This window comes from Streptomyces sporangiiformans (assembly GCF_005768555.2).
Classification (GTDB): domain Bacteria; phylum Actinomycetota; class Actinomycetes; order Streptomycetales; family Streptomycetaceae; genus Streptomyces; species Streptomyces sporangiiformans.
The window spans coordinates 1-16,689 of sequence record NZ_VCHX02000126.1 but is presented as its reverse complement, the minus strand read 5'-3'; the positions used below and the strand labels follow the sequence as shown (position 1 = coordinate 16,689).

The window sequence follows — 16,689 nt, the reverse complement described above, 5'->3', positions numbered from 1 at the left end:
GAGCGCGGCGACCGTTCCGTAGACGAGGAAGTCGTAGAACTCCACGGCGGTACCGAGCAGTCCGGACAGCGCGACACGGCGCAGTTGCCGCGTTTGTTCGGGAGCCATGGACGGTGATGCGACGGGGGACGGGGGCATCGCGGTCTCCCTTGACCGGGGGAAGGACACCGCGAACTTAGGCGTCACCGTGACTATGGTCAAGAAAGTGCACAACATTGGGCCGATCTTCGCCCTTGAGGGGCGCATCGAAGCCGATCGGCTTCAGCACGGGCCGGCATCTCGAAGGCCTGGGAGGTGAGTTGGCCGGACTGTCGTACTGCGAGCGCGGACGCCGGGGCGGTTCGCGGTCCTAACCGCCCGCTCCCGGCTCCGGCTCTCCGGTCAGCAGTCGCGCGATGCCCGCCGGGCTGAAGACGTCGCGGGCGGCGAGAGCGACCCCGCCGTGGAGTCCGGAGGTGCCTTGGAGCTGGGTGGCGGTGATGGTCAGCTTTCGGGTGGCCAGCGGGAGGGCGCGCTGGTAGACCGCGGCGCGTACGGCGGAGACGAGGTCGTCGCGGAGTTCGCTGAGCGGGCCGGCCAGTACCACGGTGCGCGGGTTGAACATGTGGACCAGCATGGCCACCACCTCGCCGGTCTCCGTGGCCGCCTGGCGTACGGCGTGCAGGGCGGTCGGGTCGCTGTCGGCGATGCGCCGGGCGAGTTCGCGGGTGCCGTGCAGCGGGTCGTCGTCGGTCGACTCGGGGATGCCGAGGCCGCGGAGGACGGCTCGATGGGAGGCCAGAGCTCCCACGCAGCCGACGTTGCCGCAGGCGCACAGCACGTTGTGGCCGCCGACGGCCCGGATGTGGCCGATGTCGCCGGCGGCTCCGTCGGCGCCGCGGTGCACGTCACCGTCCGCGGTGACGAGGCCTGCCCCGATGCCGCTCCCGATCTTGATGCAGAGCAGCGGAGTGTCCATGCCGCCCCGCACGGCTTCGTCCAGGGCCATCAGGTTGACGTAAAAGACGGCCGACATGGTGGCCGTGGAGGGGGACCCGCTGCGTGACATCGGCAGGCTCGGCCAACCGGAGAACGTCGTCCTCGTCGTGCAGTCGGGAGTCGTGCGGAAAAATCTCCTTCAGGCGCGAACCGGCATAGGGGAATTCCCCTACAAGGTGCGTCCGATTCCCAATGGTGGAGCACAGGCTCCCGCGCATAGCGTCATCTCATGACGCAGACGCTGGAACGGGTGCTGGCCGTCGTCGCCGACCGACAAGCCGAGTTCGAGGAGAAGCGGCACGTCCCCCGCGATGTGATCGCCGAATTCAAGAAGGCGGGAATCTATCGCGCGGGTACCCCGAAGAAATTCGGCGGCGACGCGTCGCCGCCTGCCGAATTCCTTCGGAAAGTCGAGCGGATCTCCGAGGTCGACGGTTCGGCCGGCTGGGTCGCGAGCTTCGGATCGTCCGCGATCTACCTGGCTGCGCTGCCGCCGCGGACGCAGGCCGAGCTGTACGCCGACGGTCCCGACGTGGCCTTCGCGGGCGGCCTGTTCCCGGTGCAGCCCGCCGAACGCGTCGACGGCGGTTACCGCGTCTCGGGCCGGTGGAAGTTCTCCAGCGGCTGCATGGGGGCGGATGTCCTCGGTGTCGGCATCAAGGCAGGTGAGGAGAAGGCCGGCCGACCGTTGATGGCCGTACTGCGGCCCGAACAGGTGGAGATCGCCGAGAACTGGGACGTCATCGGCCTGCGTGGCACCGGCAGCCACGACCTGGTCGTCGACGGCGCCGTCGTCCCCGACGAGTGGACCTTCGCCCGCGGCGGCGAGCCCACAGTCGACGAACCCCTCTACCGCTACCCGACCGTCCCCTACGCCGCCCAGGTGCTGGCCGTCGTCGGTCTCGGCGTCGCCCGCGCCGCCCTCGATCACGTCATCGCCGACGGTGGTCGCGCCGGCTACACGGGCGCGCCCAAGCCCGCCGACCGCGCCACCTACCGCATCGCGGTCGGGCAGGCCGAAGCCCAACTCCGCTCCGTGCGCGCCTTCTTCTACGAGATCACGGAGGAGGTGTGGGCCACGGTGGAGACAGGGGACCCCGCCACCGCCGAACAGGCCAGCCTGCTGCGCCTCGCCTCCGCCCACCTCGCCAAGACCTCCTTCGAGGTCGTACGGGCCGCGTACCAGCTGGGCGGCATCGCCGCCATCGCCGACGGCAGCCCCCTGCAGCGCTACCTGCGTGACGCCTCGGTCGTGCCGCAGCACGCCTTCCTGCAGGAGGGCATGTACGACGGCGCCGGCGCGGTCCTCACGGGCGTCCAGCCCTTCCCCGGCTACCTGTGAAATCTGTGAAAGGGAGACCCCCATGTCCGATTCCGGCAACAGCCCCCTGCGCGTGCTGTTCTGCATCGGCGTCAACCAGAACTTCTTCGACCTGCCCACCGGCCAGGGCAAGTCGGTCTGGGACGGATTCATGAGCATGCTCACCCAGCTGCACGAGCTGCCCGGCGTCACCGTCCTCGGCACCATCGACGACGACCAGCACATGGTCGGCCCCTCCTCCTCCTGGCCCTGGACCTGTTACGTCCTCGCCGACGTCGTCGACCAGGCTGCCGTCGCCGCGGCCTGCAACCTCTTCCGTACCGTCCAGGTGGGTGAGCACGGCCTGTGGCGCTACATGCAGATCGAGGCGCGCATCGGCCGTCCGCTGCCCGAGCCGGAGGCCGCTCGATGACCGTCACTCCTGACATCGCCTCGCTGGCCGCATCCGATCGCGTGGCCGGCACCCTCTACACCGACCCGGGACTCTTCGAGCTGGAGATGGACCGCATCTTCCACAGCACCTGGGTGTGGGTGGCCCATGAGAGCGAGATCCCCAAGGCCGGCGACTTCAAGACGACCTGGGTGGGCCGCCGCCCCGTCATCGTCAGCCGGGACCGCCGCGGCGGCATCAACGTCCTGCTCAACCGCTGCCGCCACCGCGGCGCCAGCGTCTGCGAGACCCCCCAGGGCAACGGCAACGGCTTCACCTGCCCCTACCACGCCTGGTCGTACGCCCTGGACGGCACCCTGCGCGGCATCCCCTACCCCGAGGGCTACGAGGACGTCGTCGAGAAGAAGGACCTGCCGCTGCACCGCCTCAAGGTGGGCACGTACGCGGGCATGGTCTTCGCCAGCTTTGACCATGACATCGAGCCGCTGGAGGACTTCCTCGGCGGGGCCCGGCTGTGGATCGACCGCTTCATGAAGCAGGGCGCGGGCTACCCGATCAAGGTGCAGGGCGAGCACAAGTTCCGCTTCCAGGGCAACTGGAAGATCCAGCTGGAGAACACCACCGACTGGTACCACTTCCCGATCGTGCACCGCTCCTGGATGTCCTCGGTCGACGCCGAGACGGCGAGCATGCTGTCGATCATGACCGACGAGACCGCGGTCACCCACGCCCTCGGCAACGGCCACAGCGTCTCCGTCTCCGTCGCCGAACACGCCGACCTCGACGTGGACGACGGCACCGAGAAGCTCCAGGACCGATTCGGCCACATCGTCGAGGAGCTGTCGAAGGACATGCCGCCGGAGAAGGTGCGGCGCATCGTCCGCTCCCTGCACGGCGCCGGGTTCAACCTCAACCTGTTCCCGAACATCGCCATGTCGATGTCCTTCTTCCGTGTCCTGCGCCCGATCTCGGTCGCGGAGACGGAGATCCGGCACGTGGCCCTGGGCCTGGACGGCGGCCCGGAGATCGTCAACCGCGAACGGCTGCGCATCCACGAGCACTTCCAGGGCCCGTTCGGCTTCGGAAGCCCCGACGACGCCGAGGCCTGGAACCGCGTCCAGCGTGGTGTGGCCGGCGGCGCCGACATGCCGATTCTCGTCAACCGCGGCCTGGGCCGCGAGAAGCCCAACGACTTCGGGCAGGCCACCTCGCACGCGACCGACGAGACCGGGATGCGCGAGGCGTACGCGAAGTGGAAGAGGATGATGACCGATGCCAAGTGACGTGGCCGACACGGCTGTTGTGGACTCGGCTGTTGTGGATGCCGAACTCCCTCTCGACGACCCCCGCGCCCTGGCCGCCGTCTCCCTGATCTGGCGCGAGGCCCACCTGCTGGACGCCCGCCGCTACGAGGAATGGGACGGACTGTGGGCCGAGGGCGGCGAGTACGTCGTCCCCATCGACCGGGAGGCGACCGACTTCGCCTCCCGCCTCAACCTCGTCTACGACGACGACCGGATGCGCCGGATGCGCATCGAGCGACTCACCGGCGGGTTCTCCATCGCGGCCGCGGCCGCCGCCCGCACGGTCCGCTCGGTCTCCCGGTTCGTGGTCACCGGACGCGAGGAGGACGCGCTGGAGGTCTGTTCCGCGCAGATCCTGGTCGGCTACAAGCGCGAGGACACCTTCGTCCTGGCCGCGGACGTCACCCATCGGATCGTGTTCGGCGCGGACGGCCCGCGCATCTCCCGGAAGATCGTGCGGCTGGTCAACTCCGAGGACACCGTCACGGCATCGGGGTTCCTGCTGTGAGCCCGCAGAGCCCGCAAGAGGACGAGATCCGGCACGTAGCGCTGGTGACGGGCGCGGCCCGCGGCCTGGGCGCCTGTATCGCCGGGCGGCTGTACGACCGGGGCTACCGGGTCGCGCTGACCGACCTGGACGAGGAGGCCGCGGTGAAGGCGGCGGCGGACCTCGACCCGGAGGGCCGCTACGCCGTCGGACTCGCCCTGGACGTACGCGACAAGGACGCCTTCGCCCGGGTCCGCGACCGGCTCGTGGAACGCTGGGGCCCCGTCCACGTGCTCGTCAACAACGCCGGGCAGTCCAAGGCCGAAGCGCTGATGGAGATCAGCCCCGAGAGCTTCGAGGCGGTCGTGTCGACCAACCTCAACGGCGCCTTCTTCGGCTGCCAGGTCTTCGGCGCCTACTTCGCCGAGCGCGGCTACGGCCGCATCGTCAACATCGCCTCGCTCGCCGGGCAGAACGGCGGCACGGCCACCGGCGCGCACTACGCGGCGGCGAAGGGGGGAGTGGCCACCCTGACGAAGGTGTTCGCCCGCGAACTCGCCCCGCACGGAGTCACGGTCAACGCCATCTCGCCGGGACCGCAGGACGGCCCCGTGGTCCGCGGGATCGTCCCGCCGGAGAAGCTCGCGGCCTTCGAACAGTCCATTCCGGTACGGCGGTTGGGACGCCCGCGGTTCATCGCCGACATGGCCGTCCTGCTCGCCGCCGAACACGCGGACGCGGTCACCGGTGCCTGCTGGGACGCCAACGGCGGCCTGTACATGCGCTGACAGCGCCGTCAGCTCCCCACCCGAACCCGAAGGCAGACGGATGTTCCCTGTCACCGTCACCGACACCCACGACGAAACCGACACGATCAAGGTCCTCCGGCTCGTCCGCTCCGACGGCGCCGCCCTCGCCCCCTACCCGGCCGGCGCGCACATCGACGTGACCGGGCCCACGGGGATCACCCGCCCGTACTCGCTGTGCGGCCCGCCGGACGACACCGGCGCCTACACCATCGCCGTCAAACGCGAAGCGAACTCCCGCGGCGGCTCCCAGGCCCTGCACGACAAGACGGAACCGGGCACGCCGCTCACCGTCGGCGCGCCCCGGCAGCTGTTCGGCCTCGCCCGCGACGCGGTCGAGCACCGCCTGGTGGCGGCGGGCATCGGGATCACGCCGCTGCTGGCGATGGCGTACGAACTGCACGGCAGGGGAGCGGAGTTCAGGCTGCACTACGTGGCGCGCAGCCGGGCCGAGGCGGCTTTCGGCGGACTGCTCGAGCGGTCCGGCTTCGCCGACCGGACCGTCTTCCACTTCGGGCTCGGCCGGGCGGCGGCAGGTGAGGCGCTCGCCGCGGCACTGGCCGGTCTTCCGGCCGGCGCGCACGTCTACACCTGCGGCCCGCAGAGCTTCATGGACCGGGTCACAGCCCTCGCGGCCCGCAGCGTGCCCGGAGAGCAGATCCACTCCGAGCTGTTCCAGGCCGATGAGCCGTCGGACGCGGGCGAGGTCTTCGACGTCGAGCTCGACACGGGCGAGGTCTACGCCGTGCCCTCCGGGAAGAGCATCGCGGAGGTGCTGGAGGAGAACGGCGTCCCGCTGGAGACCTCCTGTCGCGAGGGCATCTGCGGGACCTGTGTCCTGCGCGTGGTCGAGGGCGAACCCGACCACCGCGACCACTGCCTGACCGCGAAGGAGAAGGCGGCCGGAGACCAGATCGCCGCCTGTGTGTCGCGTGCGAAGTCGTCGCGGCTGGTGGTCGAGCTGTGGTGAGCACTCCGAGGTACGAAAACGAGAGGAGGGGAGAAGCCGTGCCCCCCAGCCGGACAGACTTCCGCGAGGCGATGGCCCACCTCCCGGCAGCCGTCAACATCCTGACCACGGACGGGCCGAACGGACGCTGCGGCATCACCCTCAGCGCCGTCTGCTCGGTGACCGACGAGCCCCCGACCGTCATCGTGTGCGTGAACCGCGGCAGCGCCATGCACGACGTCTTCAAGGCGAACGGACGCGTGGGTCTCAACGTCCTCGGCGGAGACCAGCAGGAACTCGCGCTGCACTTCGCCGGAGCCACCAAAGTGGCCATGGCCGAACGCTTCACCTGGGACGTCTGGGACCGCACCCAGGACGTTCCGGTCCTCAAGGACGCCCTGGTCACCGCGGTCGGCACGATCAAGCACACCGTCCCCACGGGCTCCCACAGCGTGCTGTTCGTCGACATCGAGCAGATCCGCACCCGCTCCGGCGGCCAGAGCCTCGTCTACTTCAACCGGGCGTTCCACCGGCTCGACGCCACGCCCCTCGTATCGGGGGGTGCGCAGACATGACCGCCGACCGTGACAGTGCGAACGCGGTGGAGCGCGCGCTGCGGCGCCTGGAGCAGACCGAGCCGGAGATCCGCGCCTGGGTCCGCGTGGACGCCGACGGCGCCCGCGCGGCAGCGCGGCGGGCACCGGACGGACCACTGCACGGCATGCCGTTCGGGGTGAAGGACATCATCGATGTCGCCGGGCTACCCACCGAGTGCGGTTCCGTCCTGCGCCGGGGCCGGACCGCCACGGGCGACGCCTGGCTGGTGGACCGGCTGCGCAGGGCGGGCGCCGTACCGCTGGGCAAGACGGTCACCACCGAGTTCGCCTACTTCCAGCCCGGCCCGACCCGCAACCCGCACAACCCCTCCCACACCCCGGGAGGCTCCTCCAGCGGCTCGGCCGCCGCCGTCGCCGCGGGCGTGGTGCCCCTCGCCCTGGGCTCGCAGACCGCCGGTTCACTGACCAGGCCGGCCTCCTTCTGCGGCGCCGCCGGGTACGTCGCCCCCGTGGGCGCCTGGTCCACGCAGGGCTTCACCGGGCTCAGCCCGAGCCTGGACGCGCCGGGGCTGCTCACCGCCGGGGTCGCCGATCTGGCCGCGGTGATCGAGGCCGTCGACGGCACCACGGCCGAAGTCCCGGATTCAGTCAGGGTGTTGGTGTGGGAGGGCACCGAACTGGCCGACATCGACCCGGCGATGCTCGACGCGCTGCGGCGCACCGGACGCGCACTGCGATCCGGCGGCGCGGATCACCGGGACGGCCAGGGCGGTCCGGAAGACCTGCCTCCCGTCGTCGGCACGCGCGAACTGGCCGACGCACACGCCGTGGTCATGGCCTACGAGGCGGCCCGCACCCTGGCCGCCGAGGCGGAGCACCCCGAGGCACTGAGCGGACACCTGAACGAACTCCTGGAACGCGGCCGCCAGACCTCCGACGACGCCTACCGGGCGGCGCTCTCCACCGCCCGCACAGCACGCGCCTCCGTCCTCCACCTCCTCACCCGCGTCGACGCGATCCTCGGCCCCGCCGCTCCCGGACCCGCCCCGCACGGCCTGAACTCCACCGGCACCCCCGTCCTCAGCCGTCCCTGGCAACTGCTCGGCCTGCCCGCGGTGACCGTCCCCGGGCACCGTGACCCGCACGGTATGCCGCTCGGCCTCCAACTCGTAGGCCACCCCGATCGCGTGGGCCGCCTGCTCGGCGTCGCGCGCAGAGTCGAGGAGGCCGTACGGTGAAGATCACCGCGATCGAGACCGTCCCGTACGCCATCCCGTACACCAAACCCCTGCGCTTCGCGAGCGGCGAGGTGCACACCGCCGAGCACGTCCTCGTGCGTGTGCACACCGACGAAGGGCTGACTGGAGTGGCCGACGCGCCGCCCCGTCCGTTCACGTACGGCGAGACGCAGGCGTCCGTGATCGGTGTGATCGAGAGGATCTTCGCCCCGCAGCTCACCGGCATGGATGTCCTCGCCCGTGAGCCGGTCCATGCCCTGCTGCACCGCACGGTCGGCAACCCGGCCGCCAAGGCGGCCATCGACATGGCGCTCTGGGACATCGCCGGACAGGCCCTGGGGCTGTCCGTGACCCGGCTGCTGGGCGGCTGGACCGACCGGATGCGCGTGGCCCACATGCTCGGCTTCGACTCCCCGGAGCGGATGGCGGCCGAGGCCGAGCGGATGCGGGACACCTACGGCATCACCGTTTTCAAGGTCAAGGTCGGCCGCCGCCCCACCCGCCTCGACATCGACGTGTGCCTGAAGCTGCGCGAAGTGCTCGGCGACGGTGCCGAGTTGTACGTGGACGGCAACCGCGGCTGGACGGCCTCGGAGTCGGCCGCGGCGCTGCGGGAACTCGACCGCCTCGGTATCACGCTGGCCGAGGAGCTGTGTCCCGCCGACGACGTGCTCGGCCGTCGGTGGCTCGTCCGCCAGAGCTCCGTGCCGTTCGTCGCGGACGAGTCCGCCACCACACCCGCCGAAGTGACCCGCTCCCTGCTCGACGGCGCCGCCACCGCGATCAGTATCAAGACGGCCCGCACCGGCTTCACCCACTCCCAGCGTGTGCTCTTCCAGTGCGAGGGCATGGGCGCCGAGGTCGTGATGGGCAACCAGATCGACGGCCGGCTGGGCACGGTGTGCACCGTCGCGTTCGGCGCCGCCCACGCCTCCTCGTCCCGCCGAGCCGGTGAACTCTCCAACTTCCTCGACATGAGCGACGACCTGCTCGCCGAACCACTCGTGATCACCGACGGCACGCTCACCGTCCGTGACCGACCTGGGCTGGGCATCGCCATCGACGACGCCAAGCTCGCCCGCTACCGCCAGGACCACTGAGAATCCCCGCTTCCGAAGGAGCCCCTCACCATGTCCGAAACCACCCTCAAGGCCACCGCCGCCGCCTCCGGAGCCTCGGCCACGGAGCGCTTTCTGACCGACAAGACCGGTACCGGTACGCCGGCCGGGGGCGTCGACGCCGAACGCGTCAACACCCTGGCCACCGAGGTGATCACCGCCGTCCACGACGTCATCCGCCGCCACCAGGTGACGTACGAGGAGTACAACGTCCTCAAGTCGTGGCTGATCTCCGTCGGTCAGGACGGCGAGTGGCCCCTCTTCCTCGACGTGTGGGTCGAGCACGCCGTCGAGGAGGTCGCCACCGCGGTCCGCAAGGGCAGCAAGGGCACCATCGAGGGCCCGTACTACGTGCCCGGCGCCCCCACGCTGCCCAGCGTCTGCACCTTGCCCATGCGGGACGGTGAGTCCGGCACCCCGCTCCTCTTCCGGGGGCAGGTCACCGGCGTCACGGGCGAGCCGCTGGCCGGGGCCCTGCTGGAGATGTGGCAGGCCGACGACGAAGGCCTGTACGCGCAGTTCGCGCCGGGCATCCCGGAGTGGAACCTGCGGGGCAGCGTCGCCACCGACGACGAGGGCCGGTTCGCGGTGACCACCATTCAGCCCGCCCCCTACCAGATCCCCACCGACGGCTCCTGCGGCCGGCTCATCGCGGCGGCCGGCTGGCATGCCTGGCGCCCGGCCCACCTGCACCTGAAGGTCTCGGCGCCCGGACACGAGCCGCTCACCACGCAGCTCTACTTCACCGGAGACACGCACATCGCGGACGACGTGGCCTCCGCGGTGAAACCTGAACTCGTCCTCGACCCGCGACCGAACGGCAGGGGCGCCAACGAGGCCACGTACGACTTCGTCCTCGACCCCACCGCCTGACCGCCCCCCGTCACCGCCACCGCCCCTCACCACCGCCGCCCGGAGGCCGCCGTGCTCTTCGCCGTCCAGATGACCGTGAATCTGCCGCCCGACCTGGATGCCGACCTCAGGGCGGCGACCCTCACCGCCGAGAAGGAGTACGCGCAGGAGCTCCAGCAGTCCGGTGAGTGGCTGCATCTGTGGCGCTGCGCCGGCCAGTACGCGAACCTCAGTGTCTTCGAAGTCACCGGCAACGACCGGCTCAACGACATTCTGTGGGGCCTGCCGCTCTTCCCCTACATGGACATCACCGTGACCCCGCTGGCCCGGCACCCTTCCGCCATCCGCTGACGGCGTCTCCGGGCCGCCATTCACCGCGCCGGTGGCGCAGGCCGGCACAACACCGTGGCCTGCGCCTCTCCGGGCACAACCGCGCGCTCAGCCGACGGCAGCGCCGAACCACCTGGGCAAGTGGCTGAGCAGATCCTGCTGGTCTTCTCCGGCCCACGCCACGTGGCCGTCCGGCCGCAGCAGCACCGCGGGCACGTCCAGGCCCTCGCTGACGTCGACGACGTGGTCGACCCGATCCGCCCAGCCCTCCACCGAGAGCCGGCCCGTCTGGTCGAGCAGCAGGGCGCGGCCGCCGTGCATCAGCTCGTAGAGGCGCCCCCGCTTCAGCTCCACGTCCCGCATCCGCCGGCCGAGCAGTTCGTGGCCCTCGCCGAAGTCGTAGCGGACGTCGACCGCGGTGATCATCCCGGTCACGTACCGGTTCACCTCCTCGAAGTCCATCAACGTCGAGAACAGCTCCCGCAGCGCGGTCGCACCCGGATCGGTCCCCAGCAGCGTCATCTGCGCGCGGGTGTTGGCCAGCACGCGGGCGCCCACCGGGTGCCGTTCGGCGTGGTAACTGTCCAACAGCCCCTCCGGCGCCCAGCCGTTGACCGCGGCGGCCAGCTTCCAGCCGAGGTTGAACGCGTCCTGCACGCCGAGGTTGAGCCCCTGCCCGCCGGTGGGCGGGTGGATGTGCGCCGCGTCGCCGGCCAGCAGCACCCGGCCGACCCGGTAGCGCTCGGCCTGTCGGGTGGCGTCGCCGAACCGGGACAGCCAACGCGGCGAGTGCACGCCGAAGTCGGTGCCCGCGAACGCCCGCAGCTGTTTCTTGAACTCCTCGAGGGTCGGCGCGGTCGCACGGTCCTCGGCCACGCCGTCCGCGGGCACGCCAACGCGGCACACCCCGTCCTCGCCCGGGACGACGCCGAACCGCAGTTGGGTCTTGCGGACTTCCTCGACGACGGCGGCAATCGTCTCCGGATCCTCGGTCACCTCCATTTCACCCAGCAGCGTCTCCACCGTGGACGGCTCGCCGGGAAAACCGACGCCGAGCAGCTTGCGCACGGCACTGCGGCCGCCGTCGCACCCGACGAGGTAGCGCGAGCGCAGGTGCGTGCCGTCCGCCAGCTCGACGGTCACACCGTCCTCGTCCTGGCTCAGCCCGACCACCTCGCAGCCGCGCCGGATGTCGGTACCGAGTTCGAGGGCGCGCTCGTCGAGCAGCCGCTCGGTGACCGGCTGCGGGACGGCCACTCCGTACGGGTGCGCCGTGTCCAACCGGTCCGGCCACGGCTTGACCACGCCGCCGAAGAGACCGCCGACCTGGAACTTCTCACTGACCGCGAGGAACCGGTCCAGCAGGCCGCGCTGGTCCATCACCTCGACGCTGCGCGCGTGCAGGCCTTGCCCGCGGGACTCCCCGGTCGGCTCGGTCAACTTCTCCAGCACGATCACGTGCACTCCTGCCAGCCGCAACTCGCAGGCCAGCATCAACCCGGTCGGTCCACCGCCGGCAACGATCACGTCGATCATGCAACCCCCATTTCCGCAGAATCTGGCTTCGGCCGGAGATTCTGCGGCACAACCGGGGTCTTGCCGCAAGGCCCCCGGTGCGTTATACCTTGAGAGTGGCAAGGAGTGGGCAACTCCTTGCCTTTGCCTTGTGCCGTCGGCTGTGGACGGACAACCTCCTCGCGAAGCGGCGGCGCATCAGGCCGCCCAGGCAGCCGCGCGATCGGCTCCTGTGTGCTGTCGGCAAGAGGTGCCGCACGGATGGACGGCTGCCTTCAGTTCCGGCCCGGATCCCTCCAGCGCCCGGCGGCGGGCTTCTTGGGCCGAGGCGGGGGAGTAGGTCTGCCAGTACCGGGCCTGGCGGTTGAGTTGGCTGATCAGCGGCATGGGATCGGCCGCGGCGGGGACGGGGATGCCCAGGCGGTCACTCATCTCGTCTCCGAAGGCCTGCCGGAGCACGCTGTGGATGAGGTAGCGCAGCTGTTCCTCGGACAGGACGGCGCCCGGCGCGCCGGCCATCGCGTGGGCCTGTGCGTCGACCATGGCGGCGGTCAGCGCCGTTGAGTTGTCGTCGGGTGCGGCCGTCGTGGGCTCCAGCAGTTCCCGCAGGCGGCGGGCGCCGGCGTGGTTGGCCACGTCGTTGGGCAAGCTCTCGTCGAGTCCCAGCAAGTGGGCGACGTACGACCAGTACTGGTAGAGGTAGCGCTCCTCTTCGCGGCTGATGTCGATGCCGACGGCCGCCAGGGCCTGGAATGCGGTGAGGGTGAAGCCGAGCCAGATGCGGGCCATGTCGAGCTGGCCGATCGGCAGACCCTGGACACCCATGTCCCAGTCCTTGAGGGCCTCGGCCCGCATACGGGCATGGTGCAGCCGGACCTCGACGGTGGCCGTGTAGCCCGGACCTCCGCGCAGCAGCCCTCCCGGTCGTATGGTCTGGCGCGCCCACACCCCGGTCTCCACGAGCCGGCGCGTAGCCGTGGCTGTCGGCGTGCCTGTCCGGGCCAGCAGCCGTGCGGTGGCCGGGGACGCGTAGGTGTGGGCGAGCGCGCTGGTGATCGAGCAGATCCCGAACCACATGGGGGGTACGGACAGGCTCACGACATCGCCTCGATGGAGCATCAAGGGGTCGACCCGGGAAGGCGTGGCCTCCAGTTGCTTCAGCAGCGCGGCGACGGCCGATGGGGGCTGTTCGTCCAGACTCGCCAGGCCGTGCCTGACGCCCGCGTCGAGGGCACGCCGCGCCTGTGTGCCGTAGAGGTCCAGTTCGGCGACGACCGCGTCGGCGAGCGGGTCCCCGGCGGTGAGCAGGGTCACCATGTGGTCGGCCTTCGTGCTGTGCCGATCGCGCGCCGCCTCCAGGTCGGCCACGCGCTTGGGGGCTTTGCGGGGTGAGTGGTGTGCGGTCATGGCTCTCACTTCCGAGAGGTCAGCCCTGCGAAGCGCAGCCTGTGACGCTGCTCTCTTCGCGCCAGAAGTTGCTCTGACACCCGTCAGATTAGCTGTAATCTGACGGGTGTCAAGTAAGCTGTGGGCGAGTCCCCAAGAGGTCCGGGGCCATCAGTCAGTGAGGGAGACGAGAGTGGGAGCAAGAGCCGAATCCGCTCGACGGCCGGGGCGCCCCGGCGCGCACACTCCCGCGGTGCCCGAGGAGGAGAGCATCCTGCTGCGCGGGCTGGAGGCCTTCGCGGAGCTGGGCTACGACCATGCCTCCGCGCGCGAGCTGGCCCGCCGCCTGGGCGTCAGCCACAACTTCATCAACGACCGGTACGGATCCAAGGCGGCCTTCTGGCGTGCCGTGATGGACTCCGCGCTGGGAGCGCAGCTGGCGCGCCTGCCGCAGGTGGATTCCTCGGTCGGCGATGACGGCGATGACGACGATGACGGGGATGACGGCGATGAAGACGACGCGGAGCGGCTGCGGCAGATCATCACCGGCTTCTACCGGACCGCGGTGGACACGCCTCTGATCGGGCGGGTTTTCGTCGACGAATTCTCCCGGGACACCGAGCGGTTGGACTACCTGTACGAGCGTTACATCGCTCCGACGCTGCAGACTCTGGTGCCCGGCATCGAGCGGCTCGTCGATTCCGGGCGTATGGCGCCCATCCCGATGGACGTGCTGTTCTTCGCCGTCATCCCTCCCGTCTCGGGAATGGTGGAGGGGCCTCTGGCGCGGCGTCTGGGCCGTCCCGAGACCGCCTCACCGGAACAACTCACGGCCACGGCGGAATCGTTGGCGACGCTCGTGGTCAACGGGCTGCTCGCGACGGATTCGGGTGCGGCCGGGCGCCTCGGAGGCGCCCGACCGCTGCGTCGGGTCAGCGGGTGACGTCGAAGGTGGCGGCGCGCGGCACGAACTTCGTGTCTCCGTCCTTCGCTGTCGCCAGCGCCGAGACGTACCAGGTGCCCTCGGCCAGTCCGGCCGTCTCCGCCTTCGTGACCTTCGCCGTGTAGGTGCAGCGGAAGGTGTCGTCCGAGGTGCTCCGGCAGGTGGCGCTGTCCACGGACCGAAGCTCCGCCTCGGTCGGGTCGAGCTTCGAACTCGCGGGCCACGCCAGGACCTTGAGGCCACGGATGCCGGAGTCGTCACTCACGTCCGCGGTGAAAGTGATCGATCCGGCCTTGCCGCCGGACGGAGCGACGTAGCGGGCCGAGCTGTTCTCCACGGTCAGCTCCGTGGCGGCCGATGCCACGGCGAGACCACCGGCGGCCACCCCGCCGATGACGGCAAAACCGATGAGCGACGACACGATAATGCGCTTGGACATGGGAGATCCCCCTGGATTCGGTACGGAGCAGGCGTTGTTCACCTGCGGAAAGGAACGGAAAGCGATGTAAGGAAAAGCCGTGCGTGGAAATGCGTTGAAGAACCGGTGGTCGATCGCTTTCTCGATGTGATCGAGCTTATGGCGCGGGGCACCGCACGGCCCTCGGGCTACGGGACGATTGCCGCGTCGAACCGGAGGTAGAGAAGGCATCCGGGCCGTCCACCGTCCGTCCGTCATCCGTGCACCGCCGCATCTGCAACCCAGGTAAGAGAACGGAATCCGCCCCCAGCCGGACCCGGCCGCTCACCTGCGGCCATAGCCTTGATCCGTCATGAACCGAACCGACGACCGGCTCGTCCCGGTCCTGCTGATCTGCGCCCAGGCCGTGGTGTGGCCCGGGGCGGTGCTGGTGCGTGGGGCCGTGCCGCCCGCGTCCGCCCTTCTCGTGGCGGCCTTGGTCGCCGGACTGGTGACCGCCGCACTCGCCGTCCGCCGCGCCCGCCCGGTGGTCACCCTCGTCCTGGTCGGCGCCGCCTGTGCGCTGGGGGCCGGGCCGCTGCCCGCCGGGGCGGTCGCGGTCCTCGGGACCGCGGGTGTCGCGCTGGCCCTGTTCACCGTGGCGACCGAACGCGACACCTTCACCGCCGTGTTGTGCGTGGTGGCGCTCGCCGCCTGGCAGCTCCTGCAGGGCCTCAGCCTGCACGGACTCAGCGACCGGAACGGACTCGACCTCGTCCTGACCGCCGTGCTGTACGCCGCCGCGTGCGGCGCGGGCCTGCTGGTGCGGCGGATCCGTCGCGCGCGGCGAGCGGCCGAAGAACTGCTGAAGCGGGCAGAGTCTGAGCGCCACCGGCTCCCGGCGGTCGAACGACGCCGTATGGAACGGGAGTTGCACGACGTCAGCGCCCACCATCTGACGGCCGTGGTGGTCACGGCGGGGGCGGCGCTCGGGCTGCGCGAGCGTCGTCCCGAACTGGCCGACGAGGCACTGGAGTTCGCCGTCGAGACCGGCCGCGAGGTCACCCGGGCGCTCGGCGCGGTGCGGGCGCCGTCGCCCTCGCGGGAGGAACTGCCTTCGCCGCAGGAGCAGTTGCGGGGTCTGGTCGAGGGATTCCGCCGGCTGGACCAGCAAGTGGACTGCGAGATCGACCCACTGCCGGACGGCGCCGTCGCCGACGCGGCGTACGGCATCGTGCGCGAGGCGCTGACCAACGTGGCACGGCACGCCCCTGGTGCGCATACGAGGGTGCAGTGCCGGTACGGCGACACCCGCACGGACGTCGTGGTCACGAGCGCGGCACCGCCGGCCGGTTCGGCGGCGCACGGCGCGGGCCTCGGCGGGGGACGCGGCCAGGGCTTCCTGCGGTCCCGTGCACGGGAGGCGGGCGGCACCCTGCACAGCGGCCCGACGGCGGACGGCGGTTGGGAGGTGCGCGCGGTCCTGCCCGGACGGACCGCCGCCCCGGTGGAGCGGTCCGTTCCGCGGAGCTACCGCCTGGCGCAGGTGACGGCCGCTGCCGGCCTCGTCCTGCAGCCGCTGCTCCCGGTGCTGGTCATCCGGGCGGAGACCACATCGAGCGGTTCGCAGGTGTCCGCGGGGGTGCTCTTCGCGCTGCTGGCCGCGGCACAGGCGGTCGCGCTGCTGTGGCTGCGCCGGGCGCCCCGCGCCGCCCATGGCGTCCTGTTCGGTCTCGCTCTGCTCTGGCCGGTGGCGATGGCCACGGGCGAGTACACAGGCCCGGTCGTCCTGCCGCCCGCGCTGAGCATGCTCGCCACCTGTGCGGCGCTCGCCGCGGACGCGGCCCGTACGGCCGCGGATCCGGCTCGTACGGCAGCCAACCCGGCTCGTACGGCAGCGGATCCGGCTCGTACGGCCGCCGGTTCGTCCCCTGACGAATACCGCCCGCGCATGCCCCGGCCGGTCCTCCCGGTCGCGGCCGGGGCGGTGCACGCGGTGGCCGCGACCGCCGCGGTCCTGGACCGAGGCACGACGGTCCCCGTCTGGGCGGTCGCCGCGTGCGCGACGGCCGGGGCGTTCCTGGCGGTCGGCGCGGCCCGGTGGGGCGGAGCCCTGC

General features: G+C 71.0%; 17 protein-coding genes and 1 pseudogene. 13 read left to right on the top strand and 5 right to left on the bottom strand.

The window, feature by feature from the left end; translation table 11 throughout:
- Together FGD71_RS48900 and FGD71_RS17105 are read right to left on the bottom strand one after the other, a co-directional pair.
- Positions 1 to 138, bottom strand: a pseudogene (locus FGD71_RS48900) (MHS family MFS transporter); the annotation flags it as partial.
- 211 nt (positions 139 to 349) lie between these two features.
- A complete protein-coding gene (locus tag FGD71_RS17105; protein WP_338120056.1) occupies positions 350 to 1,015 on the bottom strand; it encodes an ROK family protein in 666 nt (221 codons plus the stop codon).
- 192 nt (positions 1,016 to 1,207) lie between these two features.
- On the opposite strand from FGD71_RS17105, the gene FGD71_RS17095 reads away from it, so the two are divergent.
- Genes FGD71_RS17095 through catC form a run of 11 tightly spaced genes read left to right on the top strand, consistent with a single transcriptional unit; the run spans position 1,208 to position 10,352 of the window.
- Positions 1,208 to 2,320, top strand: a complete 1,113-nt coding sequence (locus FGD71_RS17095) for an acyl-CoA dehydrogenase family protein (RefSeq protein WP_119101308.1) — start codon at positions 1,208 to 1,210, stop codon at positions 2,318 to 2,320.
- A gap of 22 nt (positions 2,321 to 2,342) precedes the next feature.
- Positions 2,343 to 2,711: a hypothetical protein gene (locus FGD71_RS17090; protein ID WP_119101307.1), complete on the top strand. Its 369-nt coding sequence runs from the start codon at positions 2,343 to 2,345 to the stop codon at positions 2,709 to 2,711.
- A complete protein-coding gene (locus tag FGD71_RS17085) occupies positions 2,708 to 3,973 on the top strand; it encodes an aromatic ring-hydroxylating oxygenase subunit alpha (RefSeq protein ID WP_119101306.1) in 1,266 nt (421 codons plus the stop codon). The genes FGD71_RS17090 and FGD71_RS17085 overlap by 4 nt, the downstream gene beginning before the upstream one ends.
- Positions 3,963 to 4,502 carry an aromatic-ring-hydroxylating dioxygenase subunit beta gene (locus FGD71_RS17080; RefSeq protein ID WP_119101305.1) on the top strand — a complete coding sequence of 180 codons (540 nt, stop codon included), beginning with the start codon at positions 3,963 to 3,965 and terminating at the stop codon, positions 4,500 to 4,502. Before FGD71_RS17085 ends, FGD71_RS17080 begins: the two co-directional genes overlap by 11 nt.
- Positions 4,499 to 5,269 carry an SDR family NAD(P)-dependent oxidoreductase gene (locus tag FGD71_RS17075; protein WP_205571132.1) on the top strand — a complete coding sequence of 257 codons (771 nt, stop codon included), beginning with the start codon at positions 4,499 to 4,501 and terminating at the stop codon, positions 5,267 to 5,269. Before FGD71_RS17080 ends, FGD71_RS17075 begins: the two co-directional genes overlap by 4 nt.
- Before the next feature lie 40 nt (positions 5,270 to 5,309).
- The gene (locus FGD71_RS17070; protein WP_119101304.1) at positions 5,310 to 6,257 is read left to right on the top strand and encodes a PDR/VanB family oxidoreductase; all 948 of its coding nucleotides are present in this window, start codon (positions 5,310 to 5,312) and stop codon (positions 6,255 to 6,257) included.
- Between the two features lie 38 nt (positions 6,258 to 6,295).
- The gene (locus tag FGD71_RS17065; RefSeq protein ID WP_240436631.1) at positions 6,296 to 6,811 is read left to right on the top strand and encodes a flavin reductase; all 516 of its coding nucleotides are present in this window, start codon (positions 6,296 to 6,298) and stop codon (positions 6,809 to 6,811) included.
- Positions 6,808 to 8,031: an amidase gene (locus FGD71_RS17060; protein ID WP_119101303.1), complete on the top strand. Its 1,224-nt coding sequence runs from the start codon at positions 6,808 to 6,810 to the stop codon at positions 8,029 to 8,031. Before FGD71_RS17065 ends, FGD71_RS17060 begins: the two co-directional genes overlap by 4 nt.
- A complete protein-coding gene (locus tag FGD71_RS17055) occupies positions 8,028 to 9,131 on the top strand; it encodes a mandelate racemase/muconate lactonizing enzyme family protein (protein WP_119101302.1) in 1,104 nt (367 codons plus the stop codon). Before FGD71_RS17060 ends, FGD71_RS17055 begins: the two co-directional genes overlap by 4 nt.
- A 30-nt stretch (positions 9,132 to 9,161) precedes the next feature.
- On the top strand, positions 9,162 to 10,022 hold the full coding sequence (gene catA, locus FGD71_RS17050; RefSeq protein ID WP_119101301.1) for a catechol 1,2-dioxygenase: 861 nt from the start codon (positions 9,162 to 9,164) through the stop codon (positions 10,020 to 10,022).
- A gap of 51 nt (positions 10,023 to 10,073) precedes the next feature.
- Positions 10,074 to 10,352 carry a muconolactone Delta-isomerase gene (gene catC / locus FGD71_RS17045; RefSeq protein WP_119101300.1) on the top strand — a complete coding sequence of 93 codons (279 nt, stop codon included), beginning with the start codon at positions 10,074 to 10,076 and terminating at the stop codon, positions 10,350 to 10,352.
- Positions 10,353 to 10,439: 87 nt separating this feature from the next.
- Here catC and rox read toward each other — a convergent pair whose 3' ends face one another.
- Both rox and FGD71_RS17035 read right to left on the bottom strand, forming a co-directional pair.
- Positions 10,440 to 11,867 (bottom strand): rifampin monooxygenase, encoded by a 1,428-nt coding sequence (gene rox / locus FGD71_RS17040; protein ID WP_119101299.1) that lies wholly within the window; start codon positions 11,865 to 11,867, stop codon positions 10,440 to 10,442.
- Between the two features lie 177 nt (positions 11,868 to 12,044).
- Complete coding sequence (locus tag FGD71_RS17035; RefSeq protein WP_119101298.1) at positions 12,045 to 13,253, bottom strand: oxygenase MpaB family protein; 1,209 nt, start codon at positions 13,251 to 13,253, stop codon at positions 12,045 to 12,047.
- Between the two features lie 232 nt (positions 13,254 to 13,485).
- Between FGD71_RS17035 and FGD71_RS17030 the strand changes: the two genes are divergently transcribed.
- Positions 13,486 to 14,175 (top strand): TetR/AcrR family transcriptional regulator, encoded by a 690-nt coding sequence (locus tag FGD71_RS17030; RefSeq protein WP_119101297.1) that lies wholly within the window; start codon positions 13,486 to 13,488, stop codon positions 14,173 to 14,175.
- Here FGD71_RS17030 and FGD71_RS17025 read toward each other — a convergent pair.
- Complete coding sequence (locus FGD71_RS17025) at positions 14,165 to 14,614, bottom strand: DUF5707 domain-containing protein (protein ID WP_119101296.1); 450 nt, start codon at positions 14,612 to 14,614, stop codon at positions 14,165 to 14,167. The two genes, FGD71_RS17030 and FGD71_RS17025, sit on opposite strands and share 11 nt — an antisense overlap.
- 331 nt (positions 14,615 to 14,945) lie before the next feature.
- Here FGD71_RS17025 and FGD71_RS17020 point away from each other — a divergent pair.
- Positions 14,946 to 16,689 (top strand): sensor histidine kinase (locus FGD71_RS17020; protein WP_119101295.1); only part of this gene is annotated, 1,744 nt, incomplete at its 3' end.